This is a genomic window from Kribbella sp. C-35 (assembly GCF_046549195.1).
Taxonomy (GTDB): Bacteria; Actinomycetota; Actinomycetes; order Propionibacteriales; family Kribbellaceae; genus Kribbella.
This window is the reverse complement of the sequence record NZ_JAJPWG010000001.1, coordinates 2,011,095-2,033,646: the sequence shown is the minus strand read 5'-3', so window position 1 is coordinate 2,033,646 and position 22,552 is coordinate 2,011,095. Positions and strand designations below refer to the sequence as shown.

Genomic DNA, 22,552 nt, shown 5'->3' with positions numbered 1-22,552 from the left:
CCCTCCGGAAACACCGCCACCGCATCACACAACACCGTCACATCCACGGCCAACGCCCCTCCCACCCAGCAGGAAACCCCATCTCCGACAACCCCCGACCACACGCCGGAATCTCCACGGTGATCAACTCACGCACCCCCGAAGCCCAGTCCCCCTGACCGATCCGCTGGAGCAAGAACGCCAGGACGCATAGCGTCGAGTAGATCCGGTGATGGCTCACCTCCGGGGCGCTGAGGTGCTGCAGTTCGGGGATGGTGGCCAGTTGCCGCGCACCGATCTTGTTGACCATGTGCCGGTTCCACAGCCGGGAGTGATGCGCGCAGATGTTGCGGACATAGTTCAGGACGCGCAGCCAGTTGCCCAGCGTGTGGCCGTTGCCGCGACCGAGGCCGTCGACGATGTCCAGGTCCTGCGCGATCGCGGTGCGGTCGACCGCCTTCAGCCCGCGGTACAGGTGTGCGGCGGAGCCGAGGTCGAGGATCTCCACTCGTTCAACGTCGTCCAGGACATGCAGCTTGAGCCGGCGGTCGGCGTCGTACAGCCGAACCACCGTGCTGAAGTTCGTACCGGCGACGAATTGGTCGTCGCGTTGTCTGTTGCCGAGCTGGCGACGGTACGGGTACCCGTAGCCGCTCAATCGGTAGTAGCCGACCACGCTCAGCAGTTCGGCTGCTGCGGCGGGGTCGTCGACGACCATGCCTCGGCTCTTCAGGAGCTGGACTTGGTCGTCGAAGGACAGGTGTGGCTTCGTGTAGGGCAGCACGTGAATCCCCCGGAAAAGACGACCAGCCCGTGCCCGAGTGGGCAGAGGGGCTGGTCTTGCTACTCACAGTCTATCCGGATGCGCGGGTAGCGACCAAGGCGAATTCTGGGGTTGTGGATATCAGGCGAGGAGCATCCAGGTGGCGAGGGTGGTCATGAGGAGGGCTATGGACGAGTCGAGGAGTTGCCAGGCTCGGGGGCGGGCGAAGAGAGTTGAGAGTTTGCGGGAGAAGAAGCCTAGGGAGAAGAACCAGGTGAAGCTGGCGGTGACGGCTCCCAGGCCGTAGAGCCAGCGGCCGTCGGTGCCTCGTTGGTTTGCCAGTGAGCCCAGGAGTACGACGGTGTCGAGATAGACGTGTGGGTTGAGGTACGTGAAGCCCAGGCAGGCGAGTACGACGCTGCGTAGGGCGGCCGGACCGTGGTCGGCGGCCGTGATCGCGCCGGGGTTGAAAGCGCGTTTCGCGGCGAGGAACGCGTACGTGTAGAGGAAGGCGGCTCCGCCGAACTTGGCGATGTCGAGGGCCAACTGGCTGCGGGTGAGGAGTGCGCCGAGGCCGAGGATGCCGCTGGAGATCAGGATCGCGTCGGAGAGCGCACACGTCAGGACCACCGGGAGGACGTGCTCGCGGCGCAGACCTTGGCGGAGGATGAACACGTTCTGGGCGCCGATCGCCACGATCAGCGACAGTGCCGTGGCGAAACCGGCGAGGAGGGGCATGTCTTCGACCGTAAGCAGATAGCGGCCTTCAAACCAGCTAAAGATTCTGATGCACCATTAGGATTGCTTCATCGCGTGGCGGACGACGAGGTGGGGGAGATTGTGCAGTTCGACTCCGTGCAGCTCGAGACGTTCGTGGCGGTCCTCGACGAAGGCAGCTTCGACGCGGCCGCCAGGCGGCTGCGCGTCACCCCGTCAGCGGTCAGCCAACGGATCAAGGCGTTGGAGAGCCGGCTCGGTCAGGTCGTGGTCATGCGCGGCAAGCCGGCCCGAGCGACCGCGGCGGGTGCCGCTCTGCTTCGGCTCGCCCGCCAGGTTTCGCTGCTCGAACTCGAGGCGATCGCCGCCGTTCGCGGCACGATCGATGCGCAACGGATCCCGATCGCGGTGAACGCGGACTCGCTCAACAACTGGTTCCTGCCCGCGATGCTCGACCTGTCCCGGACCCATCACGCCCGGTTCCTGGTGCACCAGGAGGACGAGGAGCACTCGGCGGAGTACCTTCGCAACGGCACAGTCCTGGCCGCGGTGACCGCGGATCCGCGACCGGTCCAGGGCTGCCGCGTCGTACGGCTCGGGAAGATGCGGTACCTGCCACTTGCAACTCCGGAGTACGCCGAACGCTGGCTGGCCGGGAAGCCGCTGCCGGAGGCGCTTGCCGAGGCTCCGATGGTGGTGTTCAACGAGAAGGACGTGCTGCAGCACCGGCTGGTCCGCAAGGTGACCCGGCGGAAACTGGATCCGCCGTCGCACGCGATCCCGGCGTCCGCGCCGTTCCACGAAGCGGTCCGGATCGGGCTCGGCTGGGGGATGATCGAGGACCAGGTCGCCGGACCTGAGATTGCCGCCGGCCGCCTGGTGGAAGTTGCTCCGGGCAAGTACATCGACGTACCGCTGTACTGGCAGCACTGGAAGCTCGAGTCCGACGTCCTCGACGCACTCACGGCCGCGGTGCTCCGTGCTGCGGAGGCAGGCCTTCGGGTCAGTCCCAGCGCATAGACATCGGGTTGTCGGGCGGGATCAGGCCGTCGGACATCAGTACGGCGCTCAGCGGCCGGACGAGGTCGTGCAACTCGGTGGACAGCTCGTCGCCCAACGCTTGCCAGCCCTGATCCGCCAACGAGTCTGTGGTGTCCTCCACCTGCTGCCGCAACGTCCGCCCGCTCTCGGTGAGCGTTCCGTCGGCGTCCAGCAGTCCACGACTTTGCAGGTCTGCTGAGGCGGCCGACCATTCCTCGTCGCTCCACCGCCGGTTGAGCTGGAAGACCTCCTTCGACGGTCCGCCGGCCGCGGAAAGCGTCACCAGCGCCTGGCACGGGCTGAGGCCGGCGGCGACGAGCGCCGCGACATGCCCGTCACCTCGGGATTCCCGCAGAATCGTGGTCGCCTGCCAGAGCACCAGGTGCGGCTCGTCCGGCCACTCCAGCGCAGCGTTGGCCGCCGCGATCGGCCGCCCCGCAACCGGCGCGAGCTCCGCCGCCCGCCGCCCCAACTCGGCCGCCCGCGTGACATCAGAGTCCGGGAACAGCCGGCGTACGGCGTTGTCCACAGCCGTCAGGCGTGCTTCGAGGAGCTGGGCCGGGGTGGCGTAGCTCCACGCGTCGGGCAGTGATCGCGCGACCATCGCCGGGTGGAAGTTGTAGAACACGGCGGCCACGATCTCCGGACCGACCGGGCCGAGAGGCGCGGCACGGCAGCCGAAGTAGCTCATCCACCCGCCCTTCAGCCCGAGCGCGTCGGTCGCCTTCCGCGTCTCGGGGGAGAAGTACGTGATCGCGTGGTACGGCTCCAGGACCTTCCACATCCGGCGCGCGCGATTCATGGCAGCGGGCGGTACATCACGTGCAGGCCGACGTACCCGAGCCTGGGGTGGTCGAAGGCTTCCGGGACGGTGCCGGCGATCCGGAAGCCGAGGGACTGCCAGAGGCGTACGGCGGGTTCGTTGGTCTCGACGACCGCGTTGAACTGGATCGAGCGGAATCCGGAACGGCCGGCCCACGCGATCATGTCCTCGCAGAGCAGCCGGCCGACGCCCCTGCCGCGGGCCTTGCCGTCGACCATGAAGCTAGCGCTGGCCACGTGCGCGCCGGGGCCGGGCCGGTTCGGGTACATGTTCGCGCTGCCGAGAACGGTGCCGTCGGCATCGACCGCGACGGTGGTCCGGGCGAGCGGCGAGCTGGACGGCGACATCCAGAGCCCGCGGGCCTGCTCCTCGGTGAGGTTCGGGTCGTAGGTGTACGTCTCGCGCGCGGTGACGATCTCATGGAAGAACGGCCAGATGGCCGGCCAGTCGTCCGCGGTCGCGTTCCTGATCTGCACGAGAGAAGCATCACCCGAGGTCCGCCAGATGCCAAGAGGATTCCCGATAGGCTGTCTGAGGATGACAAACTCCGTGATCCAAGGGCTGCCGCGCTGGACGTTGGCCGTGCCGCCGCTCGCCTTCGTCGTCCTGCTCGGGACCTGGCACCGCGACCTGGGCGCGGTCCTGCTGATCCTGGTCTGTCTCGGTCTCGGTGCCGCGGTGATCGCCGCCGTGCACCACGCGGAGGTCGTCGCGCATCGCGTCGGTGAACCGTTCGGCACGCTGATCCTCGCGCTCGCCGTGACGATCATCGAGGTCGCGCTGATCGTCACGCTGATGGCGTCGGGTGGCGACAAGGCCGCGTCGCTGGCCCGTGACACCGTGTTCGCCGCGGTGATGATCACCTGCAACGGGATCCTCGGGCTGGCGCTCGTCGTCGGCTCGTTGCGGCACCGCGTGCAGGAGTTCCGGGTGCAGGCGTCGTACTCCGCGCTTTCGGTGACGACTGCGTTGGTCACGCTGAGCTTGGTGCTGCCAACGTTCACGACGAGTGCGGAGGGGCCGCGGTTCAGTTCGGCGCAGCTGGCGTTCGCGGGCGTGACGTCGTTGGTGCTGTACGGCGTGTTCGTGTTCATCCAGACGATCCGGCACCGGGACTACTTCCTGCCGGTCGCTCCGGACGGCGATGTCGACGAGGACGAGGACCACCATGCGGCCGCGCCGAGCGGGAAGACCGCGCTGCTGAGCCTCGGGCTGCTGTTCGTCTGCCTGATCTCGGTGGTCGGGCTCGCCAAGACCGTGTCGCCGAGGCTCGAGTCCGCGGTGGAGTCGGCCGGCGCGCCGCTCGCCGTCGTCGGTGTTGTGATCGCGCTGCTCGTGCTGCTGCCGGAGACAGTTGCCGCAGTACGCGCGGCACTGCGGAACCGTCTCCAGACCAGCGTCAACCTGGCACTCGGCTCAGCGCTCGCCAGTATCGGTCTGACCATCCCTGCGATCGCGGTCGCCTCGATCTGGCTCGACGGACCGCTGATCCTCGGGCTGGGCGGCAAGGAGCTGGTGCTGTTCGCGCTGACCGTCGTGACCGGCATGTTCACCCTCTCGACCGGTCGGGCGACGTTGCTGCAGGGCGCCGTTCACCTCGCGGTGTTCAGCGCGTTCCTGTTCCTTGCGGTAAGCCCTTGAGGTAGTCGATCACCGCTTGCTGGTGATTGTGCTCGGCCCAACCCAGTGCGTTGCCGTTGTAGTTGGGGTCGCGTACGCCCGGGTCGGCGCCCAGTTCGATCAGTTTCTTGACCGTCTCCAGGTGACCGTTGAGTGCGGCCCGGTGGATCGGCGCGGCGCCGCCGGAGATCCGGTTCAGGTCGAACCCCAGTCGCTGCAACGGTTCCATCGCCACCGCCCGCCCGACCTCGGCGGCGCGCACGGGCAAGTGCGGTATCCGGGCGACCGCGCGAGCGGCCAGGTCGGCGTCGACGTCGGGTGTCTCACCGCGCATCGCCGCGGCGTACACCTCGTGGATCTCGTCCAGCGGCGCGGCGCCTCGCGCGCGGAGCAGTTCGGCGATCTCGGTGTGCCCTTGCACAGCGGCCAGTTCGTACGGGCGCTGGCCGCCGAACCCCGGGTGCCTGGTGCCGCGGCCTTCGGGATCGGTGCCTTGGGCAAGTACCAGTTCGGCCCTGTGCAGTAGGCCGGCCGAGGATGCGAACACGAGTTCGTCCTCGAGCAGCTGCTGCGGGGTCGGGTGCGCGGTCGTCATCCGTTCGTGCCACGGGCCGCCGTCGCCGCGGCCCAATCCGTACTCCAGCAGGAGTTCCAGGTGCACGTCGTCGTACGGCGGGGGACAACCGGGACCGCAGTTGTACATCGTCTGGCTGTCGTTCGGGTCGGCGCCGGCCTCGAGGAGGAGCCGGGCCAGCTCGACGCGCTGCGCGTGCGGTGGCTGGTCGCCTTCGCCGCGGCCGAAGACGCCGGTGAGCGCGGTGAACGGTGACGGCATGCCCTGCCAGAGGTAGCCGGCGTTGGCGTCGGCGCCGTTTTCGATCAGCAGGCGGGCGATCTCGACCTGGTTCGGTGCGTCGAGGCGGTTGTACGTGAGGTAGAGGAGCGGCTCCCAGCGGTACGGTCCGCCTTCGGTGCTCGCTTGAGTGAAGTCGATCCCGTTGAGATCGCCGGCCACCACCTGCGTATAGATGTTGCTCTGGGCAATCTCCGGGTAACGCTCCAGGAGGTCGCGCGCGGACTGTTGCCGGGCCGGATCGTCCTGTCCGTAGTGCAAGGTCGCGAGGCGGAGGAACTCGTCGGCACGTTGCTCGGGAGTGTCGAGCGGGCCGCCGACCGACTGCCGGTGGGGCGAGCGGCTGTAGCGGTCCACGAGCTCGAGGTGCCGCACGATCCGCGGCCAGCTGGGGAATCCGTAGCTGCGCGCGATCACTAGCTGCGCGTCCGCCAGCGTCTCCACGACGGGATGGAACTCAGCAGCCAGTGCGAGCGCTGCGCTCTCACCGGCGCGGACCCCTTTGAGCAGGGTCTTGGCCTGACCGCGCAAGTGGTCCAGATGCGGGTCGTTCGGAAGATTCCGGGTCGGCATCGCCGACCTCCTCTCTACGAGCCTGCTGTCCGCATCGTCAGGCGAGAAAGGAGGTGAACTGGTGCCACACCACAGCAATCATTCAGGTGGGCTGAGCCCTTCCCGCGGACCGGTGGCACCCTGAAGCGCCTACCGGCAGCGTAACTCAGCGCGCCTTCTCCATCCACCACTCCGTGAACTCGTAGGCGCGATCCTTCTCCAGCCGGATCACCCAGAGGTTGCTGAACTCGCCTGGCGGATTGGTCAGGTACGTCGTCCAGCCGCGGACGAACGCGACGCCGTCGCCGAACCCGAGGATCTCGTACTCGAACGTCGTCTCGCCGGGTGCGTCGGCGATCTCGAGCCAGGCCGCGACGATCGCGTCCCGGCCGGTCACCGGGGGTTCGTCTGGCCGCCGGTACCAGGCGGCGTCCTCGGTCCAGAGCGCCGCGATGTCCTTGGGATCGTTGCTCTCCCACGCCTTCCGGTACCGATCGACCCAGCGGTCGAGATCCTTCTCCTTCACGAGATCCGCCCGTGGTTGAGGACGACCGCGGCAGGCTTCGCGAGTACGCCAGGATGCTCGCGCGGATCCGCCTCGTACGTGACGAGGTTGCCGGCGCCGTTCAGACCGAGGAAGTCCTGCGCGCCGGTCGAGGCCGCGGTGATCGCCTGCGCCACGGTCAGCCCGTGCTTGACGAGCTGATCGATCTCGGCGGCGACGGTGCCGACCGCGTCGGACCCGGTCAGTACGCGGACGCCGTACCGCTCGGCGAGCGGGAGGACCGACGCGAGGTACGCCGACCGCTCTTCGCGCCGGATCTTGCGCTCCGGGGTCTCGTCCGGGCTCGGCCTGACGGAGGCGCAAAGCGTCGGCGTCCACGCGCCGCCCCGCGCGCCGAGCGCCTGCAGGTCCTGCTCGGTGAGCGCCGTACCGTGCTCGACCGAGTCGATGCCGACCCGGATCAGCTCGCTGACGTGGTCGGTGTTGACGTGGGCCGCGACGCGGACGTTGCGCGCGTGGGCCAGCTCGACCATCGCCTCGACCACCTCGATCTCGTACGACGGGCCGACCTTGCTGCCGCGGATCGGGCCGTCCGGGCCGACCTCGGGGAAGTCGCCGACCAGTTTCAGCCAGGTCGCGCCGTCGGCGATCTCGGCCTCGACCGCGGTGAGCAGGTCCTCCGGAGCGACCGGTTCGTACGCGTCCGGGAAGTATCGGCCGTTCGGGGCGAGGAACCGGCCGGCCGCGAGGACGAGCGGGCGGTCGGGGTCCGCGGTCCGGGCGAGCTCGAGGGTGACCTCGCGGTTGCCGCCGACGTCCCGGACGGCGCTCACCCCGGCGTCGGCGAGTTCGTCGAGCCGCTCGGCGGCGAAGTCCGCGCCGCGGAGGACCGGCCCGTTCGGGCCGTCCGCCAGCGTCAGGTGACAGTGCGAGTCGACCAGACCCGGTACGGCGTACCGCCCGGGCAACCGCTCGCCGGACGGGTCCTCGCCGAACGTCAGGCGGGCGGTGTCACCGGAGGGAAGGATGGTTCCTTCGAAGACCCAAGTCATGAACATCATCCTGCCTCAGCAGAGACCCAGATCACGTCCAGCCTGACTTGAACATGTTCAAAAGAGCGGCGTACGGTCAGGACCAGAAGAGTTGAACGTGTTCAAGAGTGGGGACGAGAGATGGACATGACAGTCACGACGTACCTGGCCTACCTGCTGATCGCGGTACCGCTGACGATCTGGGTGGCGCGGACGCTGAGCCGGAACGGGCGGATCTTCCTGGTCGACGTGTTCCACGGCAACGCGGAGTTCGCCGACGCGGTGAACCGGCTGCTGGTGGTCGGGTTCTACCTGATCAACCTCGGGTTCGTGACGCTGTTCCTGCGCAGCGGGAGCCCGGTGCTGGACGCGAGCGGGGTCTTCGAGCAGCTCAGCGTGAAACTCGGGATCGTGATGCTGGTGCTCGGGGTGGTGCACCTGACGAATGTGTGGATCTTCAACAAGATCCGCACCCGCAGCCGGCTCGACAGCATGACCCGGCCGCCGGTGCCCCCGAACGACAACATTCAGCCGGCCGCGATGACCGAGCGGTACGGGTACTGAAGGCCGCCGAAGCGTGCGTGAGTTGACGGTTCTGTACGACGCCCATTGCGGAATGTGCCGCCGCTTCAAGGACTGGCTGGCGGCACAGCACCCGGCGCCGGACGAGTACGGCGGGGTGGTGCGTCTGCGGTTCGTCGCGGCGGGGTCGACGGATGCGCGGACGCTCTACCCCGCGCTGGATCATGACGCGACGCTGCGGGACGTGACCGTGGTCGCCGACGACGGGTCCGTGTACGTCGGCGATCGCGCCTGGATCGTGTGTCTGTGGGCCACGGGGGAGCACCGGCACACCGCCGTACGACTGGCGAGTCCGGCGATGCGGCCGGTGGCGCGGGCGATCGTCCAAGCGGCGGCGGGGCTGCGGCGGTTGAGTGGAGGTGATTACGCTGACGGGTGTGACGGACAGTGCGACCGCGAAGGGTGAACAGACGCGTGAGCTGATCCTGTCGACCGCGCTGCGGTTGTTCCGGGAGCAGGGGTACGGGAAGACCACGATGCGCGCGATCGCCAACGAGGCGGGCGTGTCGGTGGGGAACGCGTACTACTACTACGGTTCCAAGGACCACCTGATGCAGGCGTACTACGACCTGCTGCAGGACCAGCACCGCGAGGCGGTCGAGCCGATTCTCGCGACCGAGAAGGCGTTCGTGCCGCGGTTGGCCGGCGTACTGCGGACGTGGCTGGACGTGTCCGCGCCGTACCACGAGTTCGCCGGCACGTTCTTCAAGACGGCGGCCGATCCGCGCAGCCCGTTGTCGCCGTTCAGCGAGGAATCGCGCCCGGCGAGGGATGCGAGTGTCGAGATCTTCCGCCGGGTCATCGACGGCTCCGACCTGAAGTTGGCCGCCGACCTCAAGACCGAACTGCCCGAACTGCTCTGGCTGCTCCAGATGGGCGTGGTCCTGTTCTGGGTCCACGACCGGTCCGAGGACGTCCGCCGAACCCGCGCCCTGATCGACCGCGCGGTGCCGCTCGTGGATCGCCTGCTCCGCCTGACCCGCATCCCCGGCGTCCGAGGCGTGACCAACGACATCGTCGCCCTGATCAACTCGATCAAGCCGTAGGACCTACTCGCCGGTGGAGCCGTCCAGGCGTTCGCGGAGCAGGTCGGCGTGGCCGTTGTGGCGGGCGTACTCCTCGATCATGTGGATGTAGAGGTAGCGGAGCGAGTACGGCGGTTCGTGGCCGGGGCGGAGGAACGTGTCGTCCAGCGCGTAGTTCGCGGCCAGGGCGTCCGAGGTCTTGATGATCTCGCGGAACTCCTCGAGATCCTGCTCGACCGCGGCGGGATCGGCGAGGTCGAAATCACCGTCCGGGTACTCGGCGGACCAGTGCTTCGGCGGCGAGTCGTGGCCCGCCAGCGCCCGATGGAACCAGTACTTCTCGACCTCGCTCAAGTGCCGGACGAGTCCGATCAACGACATGCTGGACGGGTCCACGGCGCGCTGGACGAGCTGCTCGCCGGTGAGCCCGGAGAGCTTCCAGAGCAGCGTCCCGCGATGGAAGTCGAGGAACCCTTGCAGCAGCGCCCGCTCGTCGGCGGTGGTCGGTGGATCAACCCGAAACTGTTCCGTCACAGGCAGAACCTAACCCGTGTGACGAGCGTCCCGTAAGAAACGGCCCCGCTGTGCCGTAAACTAGTTCCGACGGCCCGCCCAGTTCTGCCTCGGGCCGGTGAGCGCAATTACTGTGCGCCAGCAGTCGACCACCACGCGCCGCGGCCAGGGCCGCGCCGGGCAGGACGACCCCCGAACTTTTGGAGTACCACTATGGCGGCCCGCCGCCTCACGTCTACAACCACGTCCAACCAATCCACCTCCGCGTCCCGCACGCCCGCCGGCGACAAGCCGGCCGGGCAGTCACGGCCGCGTCGTCGGCGCCGTTCAGGTGCCGCCCGCAACCAGCAGTCCGCTGCCACCGAGCAGCAGTTCGAAGTTGCCATCAGCAACGATGACGAGGCGACCGAAACGGTTGCCCCCGACAACCGCAGCTTCGCGGAGCTCGGCGTACCCGATCGGCTGGTGGCCACCTTGGCCGCGGCCGGGGTAGAGAAGCCGTTTCCGATCCAGGCAGCCACGTTGCCGGATTCGCTGGCCGGCAAGGATGTCCTCGGTCGCGGACGGACCGGCTCGGGCAAGACCTACGCGTTCGTCCTGCCGGTCCTCGCGCGGCTCGCGACCAGCGGCACCAAGCGCCGCCCCAACTACCCGCGTGCGCTGATCCTCGCTCCGACCCGTGAGCTCGCGACCCAGATCCAGGCCTCGATCACGCCGCTCGCCGACGCGCTCGGCCTGCGCTCGATGACGATCTTCGGCGGGGTCGGTCACGGCCCGCAGATCACCGGTCTGCGCAAGGGCGCCGACATCGTCGTCGCCTGCCCGGGACGGCTCGAGGACCACGTCCAGGCCGGTCACGCGAAGCTCGGCGCGGTCGAGATCACCGTGCTCGACGAGGCCGACCACATGGCCGACCTCGGGTTCCTTCCCGCCGTACGCCGGATTCTCGAGGCAACGCCTGCCACGGCGCAGCGGCTGCTGTTCTCCGCCACGCTGGACGCCGGCGTCGACGTTCTCGTCCGGCGCTTCATGACCGACCCGGTCACGCACAGCGTCGACTCGGCCCGCTCGCCGGTCTCCCAGATGACGCACCACGTCCTGCACGTCCAGCCCGACACCCGGCTCCCGGTCCTCGTCGACCTGACCGCCGCGCCGGGCCGATCGCTGGTGTTCACCAGGACGAAGTACGGCGCCAAGTCGCTCACGAAGAAGCTGATCGCCCAAGGCGTCCCCGCTGTCGAGTTGCACGGCAACCTGTCCCAGGGCGCCCGTACACGCAACCTGGAGGCCTTCTCCGAAGGTACGGCGAAGACGCTGGTTGCCACCGACATCGCAGCCCGTGGCATCCACGTCGACAACGTGACGCTCGTGATCCACGCCGACCCGCCGATCGAACACAAGGCGTACCTGCACCGCTCCGGCCGCACGGCGCGCGCCGGTGCCGAGGGGACCGTGGTCACCCTCATGACCGACGAGCAGGTTCGCGACGTCCGCGACCTGACCCGCAAGGCCGGCATCGCCCCGAAGGTCACCAAGCTCGGCGCCGACCACCCGCTGCTGTCCGAGCTGGCCCCGGGCGAACGAACCTTCGTCGAGCCGACGGCCAGGCCGGTCCAGCAGGAACGCGTCGCGGGCTCGGGCGGCAGCGGATCGGGCCGCGGCAATCGCCGTCGGCGCGCTGCGGGCCCGGCTCAGCAGGCGACTGGCAAGCGGTCAGGCCAAACGGGTTCTGGCCAGGCGACCCGCGCGGCCGGTGGCTCGCGGGGCTCCGGCCGCTCCAAGTCCCGCGCCGGCTCGGGCGGCCCGAGGAGCTACAGCACGAGCACTCCGGGATCGGCGGCTCGTCCCGCCGGAGCCGCTGCGTTCTCCGCAGGCTCGCGCGCCGGCGGCTCCCGCCGAGGCCGCTGACTCGCTGACAGGCACCTCTGTCGGGTTACGGTTTCCACTGCTGGTGCCGTGACCTGACAGAGAGGTTCTGATGCGGATCCGTACGGTCCTGAACGACCTCGTGCCGGAAGCGCTCGGCGTGACCGACTCGCACGACCACCTGTTCTTCCGCTCTGTGGTCCTCCCAGGGCAGGAGTTGGACGACGAGGCGGCAGCGGTTGCCGAGGTGCGGGCGTTCGCGGATGCGGGCGGCCAGGCGATCGTGCAATGGACCCCGCACGGGCTGAACCGGCAAGCCGGCCTCCTGCCCGGAATCTCAACCAGCACAGGCGTTTCGATCGTCGCGGCGACCGGAATGCACCGGCGTGAGCACTACCCGGACGGGTACGTCGACAAGGTGCAGGACCAGCTGGCCGAGATCTTCGTCCGCGAGCTGACGACCGGTATCGGCGACACCCAGGTCCGCGCCGGGCTGATCAAGGTGGCCGGCGGGTTCCACGTCCTCGACGTACATGCCGAGCTCGTGATGCGGGCAGCGGCCGAGGCTCATCACGCGACCAACGCGCCGATCGCCATCCATCACGAGCTCGGTTCCGCCGCGGACGCCGTACTCGATCTGCTCGTCGACAAGCTCGACGTACACCCGGGCGCGGTGATTCTCGGGCATCTCAACCGGTTTCCGGATCACCGCGTGCATCTCGAACTGGCGCAGCGGGGAGCGTGGTTGGCGTTCGACGGGCCGTCGCGGGCCAACAACGCGACCGATCCACGGCTGACCGATTGCCTCGCGGCGCTGATCGACGCGGGGTACGCGGACCGCCTGCTGCTCGGCGGCGACACCACGACGGCCCGCGCCCGGGCCGCGACCGGCGAGGGGCCGGGGATGCCGTACCTGCTGACCCACCTCAGGCCGCGGATCACGCGGTACTTCGGTGCGGATGTCGCCGACGCGGTGTTCCGGAACAACCCAGCGCGCGCCTTCGCGACGGATTGGCGGGCGTAGCGGTACGTTCCCCGCATGAGCGTGATCGCGCAGATCTTCGTTGTTGTCGCGGGCGTGTTCCATGTGGTCGTTTTCGCCATGGAAAGCGTGCTGTTCCGGAAGCCGAGCACCTACCGGCGGTTCCTGGTGAAGGACACCGAGGTCGAGACTGCTCGGCCGTGGGCGTTCAACCAGGGCTTCTACAACCTGTTCCTGGCGATCGGTGCGCTCGGCGGCCTGGTCTGGGGTGGCGACAAGGGCCACGCCATCGCCCTGTTCGCCTGCGCGTGCATGGCCGGCGCCGGGATCGTGCTCATTGCGTCCGACCGTCGCATGCTCCGCGCCGCCGCCGCCCAGGCCGTGCCGCCGATCCTCGCTCTGGTTCTCGCCGCGGTTGTCTAGTTGACTTAAAGTGCACTTGAGCAACGATGGTCGTCGGCATGACCATCGTTGCCGAGCCAACTGTTGAGACAGGCGGCGTCCTTTCACCGCAGTACCGCGCATTGACCGTCGGGATGGTCGCGCTGATCACCCTGGTCGCGTTCGAGTCCCTGGCGGTCGCGACCGCGATGCCGACCGTCGCGCAGGCGCTCGACGGCCTTCCGCTGTACGCGCTCGCGTTCGGCGGCCCGCTTGCCTCTGGGGTTGTCGCGATGGTTGTCTCCGGCACCTGGAGCGACCTGAAGGGCCCGACCCGGCCGCTCTGGCACGGTACGGCGTGGTTCCTGGCCGGGCTGTTGATCGCGGGCCTGGCGCCGTCGATGGAGATCCTCGTCGCGGGCCGGATCATCCAAGGCTTCGGCTCCGGCCTGCTCACGGTCGCGCTGTACGTCGTCGTGGGTCAGCTGTACCCGGCCCGTCTCCGCCCGCGGATCTTCGCCGCGTTCGCGACCGGCTGGGTCGTACCGTCCCTCGTCGGTCCCGCGATCGCCGGCCTGATCGTGGAGCACTCGAGCTGGCGGCTCGTGTTCCTCGCCGTACCGGCGATCGCGATCCCGGCCGCGCTCGTGATGCGACCCGGTCTGGCTCGCGGTAGCGCGTACGACGTACGTCCGGGGAAGCTGTGGGACAAGCGGGCGCTGTGGGCAGTCGCGGCCGCGGTAGGTGTCGGGCTGCTGCACTACGGCGGGCAGCAGCGCGGCGTCGTACAGATCGTGCTGCTCGTGATCGGTCTGGCCGGGGTGGTCGCGTTTGCGCCGCGGCTGTTGCCATCCGGGACGTTCGCGTTCGGCCGCGGGCTGCCGTCGGTGATCGCACTGCGCGGGCTGGTGGCGGCCTCCGGGTTCGGCGCGGAGGTGTTCCTGCCGTTGATGCTCACCCGGGAACGCGGTCTGTCGCCGGCACTCGCCGGGCTCGTGCTGACGGTCAGCGCGCTGAGCTGGTCCGCTGCGTCCTGGTACCGCGGTCGGCCGAACCAGCCGTTCTCCCACGCGGTCTTCCTGCAGGCCGGCATGCTCGCGATCCTGGTCGGCATCGTCACGGCAGCGCTGACGCTCAACCCGGACGTCCCGATCCTGGTCGGCATCCTCGGCTGGAGCCTCACCGGCCTGGGCATGGGAACCGTGTTCCCGACGCTGTCGGTCCTGGTCCTGGAGTACTCCGAACGCGACGAGCAGGGCGCCAACAGCTCCGCCCTCCAGCTGAGCGACTCGTTGTCAACCGCAACAATCCTCGCGATCGGCGGCTCGCTGTTCGCAGCCATGGAACCGCACTCCGCCGTGCTGGCCTACCTGATCGCCTTCGGCCTCCCGGCCTTGCTCGCACTCCTCGGAGTACCCGCAGGCCGCCGTACCGCTACTCCTTAGAGCCTGTCACCGCGATGCTGGCGCCGAGGCCGATGATCATCAGGCCGCCGGTGCCGCCGACCAGCTCGAGCCGGCGTGGTGAGCGAGCGAACCACTCGCGCGCCGTACCGGCCACGAACGCCCAGACGCTGTCCGAGCAGAGCGCGATCAGGATGAAGATCAGCCCGAGCACCAGGATCTGCGCCCACGCCGGCGCACTGGCCCCCTTGTCGACGAACTGCGGCAGCACAGCAGCAAAGAACACCGCCGTCTTCGCATTCGTCACCCCCACCAGGAACCCCTGCCGGATGGTCCGCCGGGTACTGCTCGGTTTCGCGGTACCCCGCATCGCCTCGACCAACGACTTCCGCGACCGAAACGCCTGCACCCCGAGATAGATCAGGTACGCCGCCCCAACGAGCTTCACCACGGTCAGCGCCACCGCACTCGCAGCAATCAACGTCCCAAGCCCAACCGAGATCCCACCCAGCAAAACCGCCGCGCCAAGCGTGTTCCCCACCATCGTCAACACGGCCTCGCGCCGCCCAACCGCCAGCGCCCGCCCCACAATGAACAACACACTCGGCCCCGGCACGACGATGATGATGAACGCAGTGATCGCAAACGCAAACAAGTGATGAGCGGACGGCATCTCCTCAGAGTAGACGGAGAGCCGCACACCGCCTACACAGAATTGGATATCCCCTCGCGTTGGGGGTTCTCCCCTCGTACACCAGGGGAGAAGGCACAAGACCAGCGGATAACCCCTCGTCTGCTGTCTCACCTGGGGTGGGATAGGTCACCGGTGTGCCGTGGTGCGTTGACCGGGGGGTGGGTGGGACCCTACGGTTCGAGGGTCAACCTGCGGTGCCATGAGGGAAGCCGGTGAGAAGCCGGCGCGGCCGCGCCACTGTGATCGAGTTTCGGCTCGTAAGTCAGGACGCTCGGGCACTCGCAGCCTTTCGAAGGGGACGCGCACTTCCCCAGGAGGTTCAGTTCAGATGGCAGCTCCTGCCCAGTCGGTCGCCGTACCGGCTCTCTCGCCCAAGCTTCTTGCTGCCGCGCTGCTCAGCGTCGGCCTGATGTTGCTGCTCGCGTATCTGGTCGGGTTCGACCAGGGTGCGGTGTCCCGGTCCGGGATGTACCTGCACGAGCTGATGCACGACGGTCGCCACCTTCTCGGCGTGCCCTGTCATTAAGAACAGCCACTAGACGACATGCGCACCTTCGGATCGCTCCTGGTGCGCGGATTGATCGTCGGACTCTTCGCCGGCCTGCTGGCCGGAACGTTCGCCTACGTGCTGGGCGAGCCGCGTGTCGACGCGGCGATCGCGATCGAAGAGGCCGGCGCCGCGCACACCCATGATCATGACCATGCCGACCAGGCTGACCAGGCGGAGGAAGAAGAGCCGCTGGTCAGCCGTGAAGGCCAGAAAGCGGGGCTGTTCCTCGCCACCAGCCTGTACGGCGTTGCGCTCGGCGGACTGTTCGCCGTCGCGTTCACGCTGCTCCGCCGCAAGCTCCGGACAGAGAACGACGCGTACGCCGCGCTCGGGCTCGCCGCGGCGGGTTTCGTCGGCATCGTGCTGGTCCCATTCCTCAAGTACCCGCCGAACCCGCCCGCGGTCGGTGATCCGGACACGATCACCCGCCGTACGGTCACCTATCTCCTGACGCTGGTGATCGGCCTGCTCGCGGTCTGGGCCGGCGTCGCGCTGTCCCGGTGGGCCGCGCGGTACGGCGAAATCGCCCGGCTCGCAGGCGGTGTCGTCGGGCTGGTCGTCACTGTGGTGGCGGCGTACCTGATTCTGCCGCGAATCAACGAGGTTCCGGAGACGTTCCCCGCTACGCTGCTGTGGCAGTTCCGGTTCGCCTCGCTCGGTACGCAGGCGACGCTGTGGCTCCTGCTCGGATTCGGGTATGCGGTCGCGGTGGACCGCCGGCCGATCCGATCGAAGGTGGCTGCCGCTTGACCGCACCACCCCAGGCGCTGACCCTGGTCGCGCACGCCCTGACCCCCGCGCTGCGCGGACTCGTACTCGGTGGTGACGCCGAGCCGGATCCGGCGAGTGTCGAGACGGCGCGCGAGCTGAAGCTGTCCGCGGATGCTGTGTACGCCGGGCCGGAGCAGGCCGCCGTACGCACGGCCGCCGTACTCGGGTTCGACCCGGTGGTGGAGCCGGCGCTGCGGGACCGTGAGTACGGCGAGTGGACCGGACGCGGGCTGGAGGAACTGCTCGCGTCCGAGCCTGCACGGGTGGCGGCATGGCTCGAGCGGCCGCACACCGCCACGCCCGGCGGCGGCGAGACCGAGAACGACGTACTCGCCCGGGTCGCCGATTGGCTGGGCGATCTGGCGGCGCGAGAGCACGGCTTCACGCTGGCGGTCGTCCATCCGGCGGTCGTCCGCGCGATCGTTCTGTACGTCGTGGACGCTCCGGCGGAGTCGCTGCGACACGTCGACGTACGTCCCCTGGCCACGGTCAACCTCTCGTACCACTCCGGCAACTGGTCGCTGGCCTTGAGACCTTAGGACTGACAAACTGCGGTTGGCCCGGTTGCACGCCCAGGTGACCGGCTGTCACGGGGAGTCACGATGACCGAGGTCGACCAGCTTGCCGAACGGTTCCGTGCCAGCCATGCCGTGCTCGTCGCGGCTCGCGGCCGCCTGCAGGCCGCCGCCGACGCCGGCACGGCGAGTGACGACCAGCTGAAGCGGCTGGACACTGTCAAGGAACTGCTGACGCCCGTCAAGACGACGTCGGTGGATGCCGATGGCAACGTCGTCGAGGTCGAGCGGCCGCGGCAGTTCTACTCGGTGGATCCCGAGGGGCAAGGTCGCGCGGTCGAGGTCCTCGGTGATCTCCAGACGGCGAAGAACATCGCGGTGCTGGTTCCCGGGATGGGGAACAGCCTGGACACGTTCAACGGTCAGGCGGACCGCGGCGAAGTCATCAAGCAGGAGGCCGGCCCGGGTACGGCGGTTGTCGTGTGGCTCGACTACGACTCGCCGCAGGGCCTGGTGGAGGCCGCGAGTCAGGACGCGGCGATCGAGGCCGGGCCACGGCTCGCGGAGTTCCTGAACGAGGTCGACGAACTGAAGGCGGACGACGCGGACGTCACGCTGGTCGCGCATTCGTACGGCACCAAGGTAGCCGTTGAGGCGGTGATGGCGGGCGCCCGGCCGAAGCGGCTGGTGACGACGGGCTCGCCGGGTATCGAGAAGTACGTCGACGAGGCCGCCGACGTCGTCCAGCCGCCGACCCGGATGTACACCGAGCGTGCGCCAGGAGACTACGTCTCGTACACCGAGTGGTTCGGACCGGATCCGGCGAACTTCTCGGACGCGATCCGGATGGCGACCAGCGATCCACGGGTCGACGACGACCCGGTGTCGGTGCACTGGCACAACGAGTACTACCGGCCGAACAGTGAGGCGCTCCGCAACATCGGGCGCGTGGTTCGCGGCGACCTGACGTCCATCACGACCACGAACACCAGCCGGTCCGCCGAGACCAAGCTCTTCCTCGGTACGTCGTGGGGCGGCCCGCTGCACGCTGTCGCCAAGGCGGCATCCAAGGTGTACGACGGTGTCGTGGCCCTCACCAAACCGTCGAAGGAGTCGGCCGGAGCCGCCGCCGGGCAGGCTGCGGCGGGCCGGCCGGCGAACGGTGCGGGACGGGGCTCGGAAGGGCGGCGGCGATGACAGGCGAGCGGGAGTTCCTGCGGAGCGAGTTGCTGGCGGTGGCGGAGGCCGTCGTACCTGATCAGCGGCCGGTTGTGACGCATGACCTGGGGCCGGTGAATCCCGGCGTACTGTTCGACGGGCGCGGGACGGCCACCGTCTCCAGGGTCACCGTCGAGACCGGCAACCCGCGGTCGCCGGACCCGGTGGCTGCCGTCGACGCTGCGGCCGTGGCGTTGCGGGCCCGGGGCTGGACCGCGGACGTCGTACCTCCGGAGAACGGTCATTATCGGGTCGTCGCCAGCCGCGACGGCTTCGACGTCGCCGTCCACGCGTGGTCGGCGGACTGGCGGATAACGTTCACCGGGGAGACTCCCGTCGTTTCTTGAGGCAAAACGCGGCGTGTCCTCGCAAGGCTTGGCTGCACGGTGTATCACGGAAGCGTGACCTTGACCGAAGCACGCAATTACCTCCGCTCGGAGCTCCTCGCGGTGGCGGCGACTGTCGTGCCCGACCAGGCACCGACGGTGACCCAGGACGTCGGCCCTGTCGGCCAGGGCGCGTTGTCCGACGAGAGCGGCCCGGAGTCGGTCTGCACGATCACCGTCGAGACCGGCGACCCCACCACCACGCCCGACCCCGAGGCTCAGATCGGCTTCGCCGCCGAAACCCTCGAATCCAGGGGCTGGAAAGTCACCATCTCCGAGCCCGCCGAAGGCCGCCACGAACTGACCGCCCGCCGCCAGGGCTACGACCTCACCGTCACCGCCCAGACCACCGACTGGCGGCTGACCCTCACCGGCCAGACGCCGTACGTCGACGATCTGTAGAGCTCAGGCCCGCCACCAGACCTCAGCGTGCGTGCTGGGGTAGAGGCCCGCGCCCACAGCGACCCTGAACGGGTTCGGGCCGATGATCGCCCAGGCATGCCGGCTGTGCTCGGCGGGGAAGTCCTTGCGCGCCGCGACGCCGAACAAGTCGTCGAAACTGTCGGACAGGATCGGGCTGACGTCCGGCCCGAGCGCGTCGTACGCACCGCCGCGAAGGTGGGTGGCGATCGCGTCGAGGTCGACCGCCTCGATCATCGCGGTCGTCGCCGGATCGTGGTTGCGGAGCAGGTCAGCCACTGCTGAGCAGCTCGACCGCACCGCGTCCTCCACCTCGACGACGGCGGGCAATGTGCTGACGGCGGCTACCAGGTCGCCCGGGTCCTGGTTGGGTAGGCGGCGCGCCTTTCCCAGGCAGTACGGGACGAACTCCGGGAACTCCATCGCATCCGCCGCACTCGCGACGTGCAACCAAAACTCCACCGGCAGCTGCTCGTCCAGCCCGTTCGCCTCGGCCCACACACCCACGTAGTGCAGGGTGTCCATCCAGAAGTGATTCGCGCCTTCCTCGACGACCTCCGCCAGTTCCTCGGCCTGACCACTGCCCGCCAGTACTTCGGCCGGCACCAACTCGCCGGCCCGGCTCAGGTGTCCGCGAGGATCGGCCGAAGGAAACTCGAGCCCTGTCATCAACCATTCGGGATACATCCGCCAGATCGTGACAGAACCCGGGGTCACAGTTCAGCTGGTGACGGCGCGTTCGGCGGCGCTGCGGAGGACGCAGAACTCGTTGCCTTCGGGGTCGTGCATGACGACCCAGCCGGTGCCGTCGGGGTTGCGGTGGTCGTGGGCGATGGTCGCGCCGAGGGTGAGGAGCCAGGCGACTTCCTCGTCGCGGGTGGTGTCGGGTTCGAGGTCCAGGTGGCCGCGGTTCTTCACGACCTTCTCGTCGTTGTTCTGCTCGAAGAGCACGGTGAGGCCGTCGGTCGGGACCGAGGCGTACGGGTCGCCGGGGTGGTCGTCGTCGGGGCGCTCGGCCTTCAGGACCTGCAGCCAGAAGCTGGCAATCTCGTAGGGGTCGTGGGCATCGAACGTCACCGTACGCACGCGAGAAGTCATGCGCAGAGGCTACTTTCGGAAGACCACTCGGTCCTCGGGAATTTCGCGGTCCAGGTACGGCGTGAAGCCCGCGGCGACTGCGATCTCGGTGAGGGCGGCGGCGGTCCAGCGGTGCACGTAGATGTTCATCGGATGGCCGCCGTAGCCGGACGTCTTGTGGGTCGATTCCTCGCCGACGTGGAAACCCATCAGCAGGACGCCGCCGGGGGTGAGCACGCGGTGGAACTCGGCGAACACCTGCGGTACGACGTCGCGGGGCAGGTGAATGATCGACCACCACGAAACGACGCCGGCTACCGAGTCGTCCGGTACGTCGAGCGCGGTCATCGAACCGACGCGGAAGTCGAGCTCCGGATGGTCGCGGCGGGCGACCTCGATCATCCCGGGCGAGAGGTCGATCCCGACGACCTGCAGCTCGCGCGCAGCCAGCAGACCGGTCGTCCGCCCCGGTCCACACCCGACATCGAGCACGACCTTGGAGTCGCCGGGCAGGAGGTCAGCGAGGAGGTCGAAGGCCGCGTCTTCCCAGTCGGCGCCGGTCGCGACGAGTTCGGCGTACGACAAAGCGACGTTGTCGTACGAGCTGCTGATATCGGCGAGAAAATCGGTCACCCGGCCGACCCTAAGGCCGGCCGGGGACAGTTTTTCAGGCCTTGCCGAGGGACTGCTTCTGGCGGCCGAGGCCCTCGATCTCGAGTTCCATCGTGTCGCCGGGCGACAGGTACGGGAACCGGCCGGAGAGCGCGACGCCCTCCGGCGTACCGGTGTTCAGGATGTCGCCGGGGCTCAGCACCATGTACTGCGACAGGTCGCGGATGAGCGCCGCCACCGAGAAGATCATGTCCTGCGTGTTGGAGTCCTGGCGTGCTTCGCCGTTCACCCAGGAGCGGAGGTTGAGGTTGGTCGGATCGACCTCGTCGGCGGGGACCAGGGCCGGCCCGAGCGGGTTGAACGTCTCGCAGCACTTCCCCTTCGACCACTGGCCGCCGGAGACCTCGATCTGGAAAGCGCGCTCCGACACGTCGTTCGAGACGGCGTACCCGGCGATGCACGCGAGCGCGTCCTCGTCGGTCTCGACGTACCGTGCCTCCTTGCCGATGACGACCGCGAGCTCGACCTCCCAGTCGGTCTTCGCGGAGCCGCGCGGCACCAGTACGTCGTCGTACGCGCCGACGACGGTGTTCGGGTGCTTGAAGAAGACGATCGGCTGCTTCGGCGGCTCGGCGCCCGACTCGGCGGCGTGCGCCGCGTAGTTCTGGCCGATGCAGACCACGGCGCCCGGACGGGCGACCGGCGCGCCGACCCGCAGGCCCTCGGTGTCCGCGACCGGCAGCTCACCGGCCTCGAGTGCGGCGCGGGTCCGGGCGATGCCGTCGGCGGCGAGGAACGCTCCGTCGATGTCGGCGGTGAGCGGGCTCAGGTCGTGAACGGTGCCGTCGGCGGCGCGCACGTACGGGCGCTCCTCGCCGACCGCGCCGAGGCGCAGCAATTCCACAGGTATCTCCCTAGGACGGATCGTTCTTGTCGAAGATGGGCCGCAGCCGGGCGCGGGAGGCCTCGATGTGCGACCGCATCGCCGCGGCCGCCTCCTCCGGGTCGCCCTTTCGGACGGCGGTCACCACCGACTTGTGCTCTCGCAACGCCTTCGTCGCGATGCCGCCACCGTAGTACAGCCGGAACAGGTGCAGGTGGCAGTGTGTCCGCTGGAAGGACAGCCGTGCGGTTTCGTTGCCGGACAATTCCAGAACGAGGTCGTGGAACCGCTGGTCGTGCGCGGCCATCGCCCGGTAGCTCTCGTACGACGGACGATCCGGTACGTCGGTGTAGCTGAGCATCTCCGCCTTGAGCCGGGCCAGGTCGTCGGCGCCCGACCGCTCGGCGGCACGCCCGGCCGCCCATGGCTCGATGTGCAGGCGGTACTCGAACAGGTCCTCGAACTCGTCGCGGGTCAGCCGGGACGACACCCGGTACCCGCGCAGCGGCTCCTTGATCACCAGTCCGTCGGACTCCAGCCGGGCCAGCGACTCCCGGATCGGGGTCTGCGAAATGCCCAGCTCACGGGTCAGTGCATCGATGTTCAACCGGGTGCCCGGCTCGACCACGCTGTCCATGATCAGGCCTTTGACGGTCTCGTAGACGTCGTCACTCAGCACCTGTCGCTGCGGCAGGCGGGCGAGCTGCCCCGCCAGGCCCACATGCGCATCCGTCACTGTCGCTCCTCCCGGGAAGCTCCCCATTCTGCCGGACGTCATCGTTACCTCGAC

At 68.7% G+C, this 22,552-nt stretch carries 29 protein-coding genes and 1 riboswitch; of the genes, 15 read left to right on the top strand and 14 right to left on the bottom strand.

Going from position 1 to position 22,552, the window contains the following annotated elements:
- Nucleotides 1-37: 37 nt before the first annotated feature.
- Nucleotides 38-763: an Abi family protein gene (locus ACLJOO_RS10300; protein ID WP_410786649.1), complete on the bottom strand. Its 726-nt coding sequence runs from the start codon at nt 761-763 to the stop codon at nt 38-40.
- A gap of 120 nt (nt 764-883) precedes the next feature.
- Nucleotides 884-1,480: a LysE/ArgO family amino acid transporter gene (locus ACLJOO_RS10295; RefSeq protein ID WP_410786648.1), complete on the bottom strand. Its 597-nt coding sequence runs from the start codon at nt 1,478-1,480 to the stop codon at nt 884-886.
- Between the two features lie 75 nt (nt 1,481-1,555).
- Between ACLJOO_RS10295 and ACLJOO_RS10290 the strand changes: the two genes are divergently transcribed.
- Nucleotides 1,556-2,479, top strand: coding sequence for a LysR family transcriptional regulator ArgP (locus tag ACLJOO_RS10290; protein WP_410786647.1), 924 nt, complete (start codon nt 1,556-1,558; stop codon nt 2,477-2,479).
- On the opposite strand, the gene ACLJOO_RS10285 is transcribed toward ACLJOO_RS10290, so the two are convergent.
- Nucleotides 2,463-3,302: an SCO6745 family protein gene (locus tag ACLJOO_RS10285; RefSeq protein WP_410786646.1), complete on the bottom strand. Its 840-nt coding sequence runs from the start codon at nt 3,300-3,302 to the stop codon at nt 2,463-2,465. The genes ACLJOO_RS10290 and ACLJOO_RS10285 overlap by 17 nt on opposite strands.
- Complete coding sequence (locus ACLJOO_RS10280; RefSeq protein WP_410786645.1) at nt 3,299-3,799, bottom strand: GNAT family N-acetyltransferase; 501 nt, start codon at nt 3,797-3,799, stop codon at nt 3,299-3,301. Before ACLJOO_RS10280 ends, ACLJOO_RS10285 begins: the two co-directional genes overlap by 4 nt.
- A 61-nt stretch (nt 3,800-3,860) precedes the next feature.
- Here ACLJOO_RS10280 and ACLJOO_RS10275 point away from each other — a divergent pair, with 61 nt between their 5' ends.
- Complete coding sequence (locus tag ACLJOO_RS10275; protein ID WP_410786644.1) at nt 3,861-4,964, top strand: calcium:proton antiporter; 1,104 nt, start codon at nt 3,861-3,863, stop codon at nt 4,962-4,964.
- On the opposite strand, the gene ACLJOO_RS10270 is transcribed toward ACLJOO_RS10275, so the two are convergent.
- From ACLJOO_RS10270 to ACLJOO_RS10260, 3 genes are all read right to left on the bottom strand, one after another.
- Nucleotides 4,930-6,369, bottom strand: coding sequence for an ankyrin repeat domain-containing protein (locus ACLJOO_RS10270; protein ID WP_410786643.1), 1,440 nt, complete (start codon nt 6,367-6,369; stop codon nt 4,930-4,932). The genes ACLJOO_RS10275 and ACLJOO_RS10270 overlap by 35 nt on opposite strands.
- A 145-nt stretch (nt 6,370-6,514) precedes the next feature.
- A complete protein-coding gene (locus ACLJOO_RS10265) occupies nt 6,515-6,874 on the bottom strand; it encodes a YybH family protein (protein WP_410786642.1) in 360 nt (119 codons plus the stop codon).
- Nucleotides 6,871-7,905: an amidohydrolase family protein gene (locus tag ACLJOO_RS10260; RefSeq protein ID WP_410786641.1), complete on the bottom strand. Its 1,035-nt coding sequence runs from the start codon at nt 7,903-7,905 to the stop codon at nt 6,871-6,873. Before ACLJOO_RS10260 ends, ACLJOO_RS10265 begins: the two co-directional genes overlap by 4 nt.
- Before the next feature lie 120 nt (nt 7,906-8,025).
- Here ACLJOO_RS10260 and ACLJOO_RS10255 point away from each other — a divergent pair, with 120 nt between their 5' ends.
- The 3 genes from ACLJOO_RS10255 to ACLJOO_RS10245 are packed head-to-tail and all read left to right on the top strand — an operon-like array spanning nt 8,026 to nt 9,512.
- Nucleotides 8,026-8,448 carry a hypothetical protein gene (locus ACLJOO_RS10255; protein WP_410786640.1) on the top strand — a complete coding sequence of 141 codons (423 nt, stop codon included), beginning with the start codon at nt 8,026-8,028 and terminating at the stop codon, nt 8,446-8,448.
- A 13-nt stretch (nt 8,449-8,461) separates the two neighbouring features.
- Complete coding sequence (locus tag ACLJOO_RS10250; protein WP_410786639.1) at nt 8,462-8,872, top strand: thiol-disulfide oxidoreductase DCC family protein; 411 nt, start codon at nt 8,462-8,464, stop codon at nt 8,870-8,872.
- Complete coding sequence (locus ACLJOO_RS10245; RefSeq protein WP_410786638.1) at nt 8,844-9,512, top strand: TetR family transcriptional regulator; 669 nt, start codon at nt 8,844-8,846, stop codon at nt 9,510-9,512. The genes ACLJOO_RS10250 and ACLJOO_RS10245 overlap by 29 nt, the downstream gene beginning before the upstream one ends.
- A gap of 3 nt (nt 9,513-9,515) precedes the next feature.
- Here ACLJOO_RS10245 and ACLJOO_RS10240 read toward each other — a convergent pair whose 3' ends face one another.
- Complete coding sequence (locus ACLJOO_RS10240) at nt 9,516-10,025, bottom strand: DinB family protein (RefSeq protein WP_410786637.1); 510 nt, start codon at nt 10,023-10,025, stop codon at nt 9,516-9,518.
- 192 nt (nt 10,026-10,217) lie between these two features.
- Here ACLJOO_RS10240 and ACLJOO_RS10235 point away from each other — a divergent pair, with 192 nt between their 5' ends.
- The 4 genes from ACLJOO_RS10235 to ACLJOO_RS10220 all read left to right on the top strand — a co-directional run bounded on the left by ACLJOO_RS10235 (nt 10,218) and on the right by ACLJOO_RS10220 (nt 14,678).
- A complete protein-coding gene (locus ACLJOO_RS10235) occupies nt 10,218-11,912 on the top strand; it encodes a DEAD/DEAH box helicase (RefSeq protein ID WP_410786636.1) in 1,695 nt (564 codons plus the stop codon).
- 70 nt (nt 11,913-11,982) lie between these two features.
- Nucleotides 11,983-12,894 carry a phosphotriesterase gene (locus ACLJOO_RS10230; RefSeq protein WP_410786635.1) on the top strand — a complete coding sequence of 304 codons (912 nt, stop codon included), beginning with the start codon at nt 11,983-11,985 and terminating at the stop codon, nt 12,892-12,894.
- 15 nt (nt 12,895-12,909) lie between these two features.
- Nucleotides 12,910-13,275 carry a DUF1304 domain-containing protein gene (locus ACLJOO_RS10225; protein ID WP_410786634.1) on the top strand — a complete coding sequence of 122 codons (366 nt, stop codon included), beginning with the start codon at nt 12,910-12,912 and terminating at the stop codon, nt 13,273-13,275.
- A 38-nt stretch (nt 13,276-13,313) separates the two neighbouring features.
- Entirely contained in the window at nt 13,314-14,678 is a 1,365-nt protein-coding gene (locus ACLJOO_RS10220; protein ID WP_410786633.1) for an MFS transporter, read from the top strand.
- Here the strand turns inward: ACLJOO_RS10220 and ACLJOO_RS10215 are convergent.
- Nucleotides 14,668-15,309 (bottom strand): LysE family translocator, encoded by a 642-nt coding sequence (locus ACLJOO_RS10215; RefSeq protein ID WP_410786632.1) that lies wholly within the window; start codon nt 15,307-15,309, stop codon nt 14,668-14,670. The genes ACLJOO_RS10220 and ACLJOO_RS10215 overlap by 11 nt on opposite strands.
- Before the next feature lie 181 nt (nt 15,310-15,490).
- A riboswitch (cobalamin riboswitch) is annotated at nt 15,491-15,622 on the top strand.
- A gap of 36 nt (nt 15,623-15,658) precedes the next feature.
- Between ACLJOO_RS10215 and ACLJOO_RS10210 the strand changes: the two genes are divergently transcribed.
- The 6 genes from ACLJOO_RS10210 (at nt 15,659) to ACLJOO_RS10185 (ending at nt 19,172) form a co-directional block, all read left to right on the top strand.
- A complete protein-coding gene (locus ACLJOO_RS10210) occupies nt 15,659-15,856 on the top strand; it encodes a CbtB domain-containing protein (protein WP_131284143.1) in 198 nt (65 codons plus the stop codon).
- An 18-nt stretch (nt 15,857-15,874) separates the two neighbouring features.
- Complete coding sequence (locus ACLJOO_RS10205) at nt 15,875-16,630, top strand: CbtA family protein (protein ID WP_410786631.1); 756 nt, start codon at nt 15,875-15,877, stop codon at nt 16,628-16,630.
- Nucleotides 16,627-17,190: a histidine phosphatase family protein gene (locus ACLJOO_RS10200; protein ID WP_410786630.1), complete on the top strand. Its 564-nt coding sequence runs from the start codon at nt 16,627-16,629 to the stop codon at nt 17,188-17,190. Before ACLJOO_RS10205 ends, ACLJOO_RS10200 begins: the two co-directional genes overlap by 4 nt.
- 63 nt (nt 17,191-17,253) lie before the next feature.
- Complete coding sequence (locus ACLJOO_RS10195) at nt 17,254-18,363, top strand: alpha/beta hydrolase (protein WP_410786629.1); 1,110 nt, start codon at nt 17,254-17,256, stop codon at nt 18,361-18,363.
- Entirely contained in the window at nt 18,360-18,731 is a 372-nt protein-coding gene (locus ACLJOO_RS10190) for a hypothetical protein (protein ID WP_410786628.1), read from the top strand. Before ACLJOO_RS10195 ends, ACLJOO_RS10190 begins: the two co-directional genes overlap by 4 nt.
- Nucleotides 18,732-18,785: 54 nt before the next feature.
- Entirely contained in the window at nt 18,786-19,172 is a 387-nt protein-coding gene (locus ACLJOO_RS10185) for a hypothetical protein (protein ID WP_410786627.1), read from the top strand.
- A gap of 3 nt (nt 19,173-19,175) precedes the next feature.
- Here ACLJOO_RS10185 and ACLJOO_RS10180 read toward each other — a convergent pair whose 3' ends face one another.
- The 5 genes from ACLJOO_RS10180 to ACLJOO_RS10160 are packed head-to-tail and all read right to left on the bottom strand — an operon-like array spanning nt 19,176 to nt 22,498.
- A complete protein-coding gene (locus ACLJOO_RS10180) occupies nt 19,176-19,877 on the bottom strand; it encodes a hypothetical protein (protein ID WP_410786626.1) in 702 nt (233 codons plus the stop codon).
- 33 nt (nt 19,878-19,910) lie between these two features.
- Nucleotides 19,911-20,288: a VOC family protein gene (locus ACLJOO_RS10175; protein WP_410786625.1), complete on the bottom strand. Its 378-nt coding sequence runs from the start codon at nt 20,286-20,288 to the stop codon at nt 19,911-19,913.
- A gap of 9 nt (nt 20,289-20,297) precedes the next feature.
- The gene (locus tag ACLJOO_RS10170) at nt 20,298-20,900 is read right to left on the bottom strand and encodes a class I SAM-dependent methyltransferase (protein WP_410786624.1); all 603 of its coding nucleotides are present in this window, start codon (nt 20,898-20,900) and stop codon (nt 20,298-20,300) included.
- A 34-nt stretch (nt 20,901-20,934) separates the two neighbouring features.
- Complete coding sequence (locus tag ACLJOO_RS10165; RefSeq protein WP_410786623.1) at nt 20,935-21,783, bottom strand: fumarylacetoacetate hydrolase family protein; 849 nt, start codon at nt 21,781-21,783, stop codon at nt 20,935-20,937.
- A 10-nt stretch (nt 21,784-21,793) separates the two neighbouring features.
- Nucleotides 21,794-22,498 carry a GntR family transcriptional regulator gene (locus ACLJOO_RS10160; protein WP_410786622.1) on the bottom strand — a complete coding sequence of 235 codons (705 nt, stop codon included), beginning with the start codon at nt 22,496-22,498 and terminating at the stop codon, nt 21,794-21,796.
- Nucleotides 22,499-22,552 lie beyond the last annotated feature (54 nt).